The sequence below is a fragment of the Paenibacillus popilliae ATCC 14706 genome (genome assembly GCF_000315235.1).
In the GTDB taxonomy this organism is placed as follows: Bacteria; Bacillota; Bacilli; order Paenibacillales; family Paenibacillaceae; genus Paenibacillus_B; species Paenibacillus_B popilliae.
In genome coordinates this window covers 1-2944 of record NZ_BALG01000251.1, presented here as the reverse complement: position 1 = coordinate 2944, position 2944 = coordinate 1, and the positions used below count along the sequence as shown (strand labels likewise).

2 protein-coding genes and 1 pseudogene are annotated in these 2944 nt (G+C 41.7%); 2 read left to right on the top strand and 1 reads right to left on the bottom strand.

Going from position 1 to position 2944, the window contains the following annotated elements; genetic code table 11:
* Both PPOP_RS22875 and PPOP_RS20875 read left to right on the top strand, forming a co-directional pair.
* Window positions 1–1794: hypothetical protein (locus PPOP_RS22875; RefSeq protein WP_006287481.1), on the top strand; the 1794-nt coding region annotated here is incomplete at its 5' end.
* 820 nt (window positions 1795–2614) lie between these two features.
* Window positions 2615–2842: pseudogene (locus PPOP_RS20875) on the top strand (amino acid permease); the annotation flags it as partial.
* Here PPOP_RS20875 and PPOP_RS24500 read toward each other — a convergent pair.
* On the bottom strand, window positions 2763–2944 hold a 182-nt coding region (locus PPOP_RS24500; protein ID WP_042229172.1), incomplete at its 5' end, for a hypothetical protein. The pseudogene PPOP_RS20875 and the gene PPOP_RS24500 sit on opposite strands and share 80 nt — an antisense overlap.

The following is a 2944-nucleotide window of genomic DNA, read 5'->3' as shown; positions in this document are numbered from 1 at the left end:
GGGACAAGCACGTCAACGGAACAGCCGGAGTTAGATGACAACATCCCAGCACCTCCAACAGAAGAAGAAATCGCAGTGATGGAAGGGAGAGAACAACCGTCGCAACCGGGGACAAGCACGTCAACGGAACAGCTAGAGATAGATGACAACATCCCAGCACCTCCAACAGAAGAAGAAATCGCAGTGATGGAAGGGAGAGAACTACAGCCGCAACCGGGGGCAAGCACGTCAACGGAACAGCCAGCGTTAGATGAAAACCTCTCAGCGAGTCCAACAGAAGAAATATCAGATTTTCCAACAGCAGAAGAAATACTAGAATTTCCAACTGAAGATAGTCCACTTATATTGGTTGAGGATGATTGGGCTAAATTAATTCGCGTCCCGATTAAAGATGGGCAAACGGTTCATGGTGAAGTGTCCATTAGTGAAAATAATTGTGAAATTTTAATATCGGGTATAACCGAGGCAGATGCAAGTGAACTGCCTATCATATATGGTCTAGAAGTTGATTTATTCCGAACAACTTCGCCTATGGAAAATCATTTTTTTAAATATAAAAATGAAGAAGGTGCGGTTTTACCTGTAGAGAGAGTACAGATATTAGCTGATGAAGGGCGAGTTGCTCCTGTTATTCATCGTGTAGGACAGCAGGTTGCATTTCTATCGATTGGTTATGTACCAACAATAGGCAAGGTGTTATCTCTTGGAGAACAACCAGATTCTTTGGTTCGAATCGCTGTGCCTTCGTCTATAATGGACGATGATTTAGAAATGTTGCCATTGAATATTTTTGTACGTAAGGATGGCGAAGAACAAGGCATGTATAAACCGATTCAATATGTATATACAGATGAAATAAACGGGGATGAACGCGTTGATGTTAATGAATCACCGCAGGAAACTAAGGTGGTAGTTGGACAAAAATTATCGTTTTCTTTACCAGAACTTTCGATAGAAGGAAGGGTAGAGCATATTGATACCGCCCTTGGTTATCCCATTGTATTCGCCCATGTTCCCGTATCTCCGGGACAGGTAGAATCCATGACACAACAATTGCAAACCTCGTTTCAACTAAGGGATTACTATGTACCAATAGAGTGGAAAGGACAATTAATAAAGGCTCCTGTCGTCCTTCGAATCGGAGATAAAGTTATCGGAGGGAAAATAAAAATAATGCGTCTTGTTGAAGACGAGTACGGATATTCAACCCTTGTACCTGAATGGGCAACGGTTACCGATTGGCGTCCCGTATCTATGAATGCAGAACGTGTGAAACAAAACGTAAGAGCTGCCGTAGGAGATGCTTGGGCTCATCCTGAACAGTTACAGTTAGGTTCAACAATAGAACTGCTAGACTTGTTACCGTTCAATTTACAGGCAAAATCATTGCAAAAGTTGATTAAAAAACAGGTAGTCCCACAGAAGCAGATTGAAAAGATACACACGAAAATAAAAGATATTATTGAAAATACCTTGTTACCGAAAATAACGGAAGACAAGCTTGAAGACAAGCTTGAAGACACGCTTGACACTATTGTACGCAACCATCCGATTTACGACTATAGTCCTTATCAAATTCAAAATAATGAACAGTATATAATAAAACAAACGGTTGAGGTAGTATATGAGGTGGCTACTGAGGTGGTTCGAAAATCGATAAAGGAACTACTACAAAATGAGGAGTTTGGACATGATTTACAAACACAAATCAGGACTGAAATGGATCCCATTATTAAGGAAGTTAGCCGTGAAGCGTCGCAATATTACCATTATAAAGTGGATAGTAACGAATGAAATGCTATAAAATATATCTACGAATGGCTGGAAAGTCCTGAGTAGTTACAGCAGTAGCTTTAGAGGAAAATCTGCCCTGTTCGGGTCCAATACGCTACACCGCTGTCCCGTGCAACACGGCCCTAGAGCCTTGCTGCACGGGGCATTTCGCGATTGGCCGAGCTCTCACATCACGTTAAATGTTCCTAAAAGGGTATGTTGTAACCAATAAAAGATTCATTTAGTGTGGAATATTGGTTGTTCATGGCAAAGTGGAAGAACAATTGCAAGTATTACAACAAGAAAAGAAAATGAAACTCGAAGAACAACAAAAAAATATTAGCAGAAGAAAGAATGCGGGCATTAACTAATATCATCACGATGTTACCGATAGGGCGGGAGTCCAGAAAAATACGGCGGATACGCCGCTTTAGCTTGCGGCGACATTCTTCACGCTTGCTGGCCTTTCGGGTTGTCCATTTGTAATAGCCGCTTCGAGATATGTCAAAGGCTTCGCACATCTTCGAGACTCGACACTTGAAGCGATGATCGTGGATGAATGTATAGATCAGTGCCGGTCTTTGGCGAAGTAGTGCATCGCCTTTTTTAAGATGTCGTTCTCCTCTTCCAGATCACGAATGCGCTTCTGGAGATCGCGAACAGCTTTGTCGTCGGCTTTCAGTTGTCCACTACGCCAGCGCCTTTCCTTCTTCCTGGATCATCTGAATCGTTTGGAGTTTGAATTCTTTATCGTATTTTTTCGTCATCGTAGCACCTCGAATTTGGATATTTTCATTCTACCCGTTTCTCGGTTCTACATGTCTACTTTTTAGTCTAGCAGCAGTTTCTAGCAAAGCTGAATAAACATGGTCTTCCAATCAATGCGTTATTAATTACAACAGTTATCGGGATGCTTGCTTTTTTTTGTTTTCTCGGGGACAGAATCGTTTATTTGTGGCTTCTAAATTTATCTGGTATGTGTGGCTTTATCACTTGGTTTGGTATTGCCGTAAGCCATTATCGTTTCCGGCGTGCTTTTCTTCAGCAAGGTCATGATTTACAGAAGCTTTCTTAACGAGTCTACCACAATCCCGTATATCCTTCAATCGATTCTCACACCAGAAGAAGTAGAAATAGTGGTTAAAGGACTTGGTTATGTAGACAAGGCTCG